Genomic DNA, 302 nt, shown 5'->3' on the forward strand with positions numbered 1-302 from the left:
TTCGGGCCTTGTGCTTGGCGGCCATCTTCGACACGGACGAACGGTGCTTGGCGGCAAGGGTTTTGAGCATGGAGGTTTCCATGACCCATTGCAGCCGGTGCAGCCGGAAGACATCTCCGGCGAGCAGGTAGTACTGGACGACGCCCCGATAGACGGTCCCGAAGGTTGCCACGATCGCGTGATCGCTGCTGTTGATCAGGGCGGTCTTCTTCGCGGGGTTTCCGCGGGCGAGATAGGGGGCGCATTTAGCTTTGATCACATCCCGTGGGACGCGGAGAGCGATCTGGCCGTTGATCCGACGG

1 protein-coding gene is annotated in these 302 nt (G+C 61.9%); it reads right to left on the reverse strand.

Features of this window, described 5'->3' with window-relative positions:
• Nucleotides 1–302: group II intron reverse transcriptase/maturase (locus IH50_RS43080; protein WP_037873761.1), on the reverse strand; the 302-nt coding region annotated here is incomplete at both ends.

The organism is Streptomyces sp. NRRL S-37 (assembly GCF_000721605.1).
Lineage (GTDB): Bacteria > Actinomycetota > Actinomycetes > Streptomycetales > Streptomycetaceae > Streptomyces.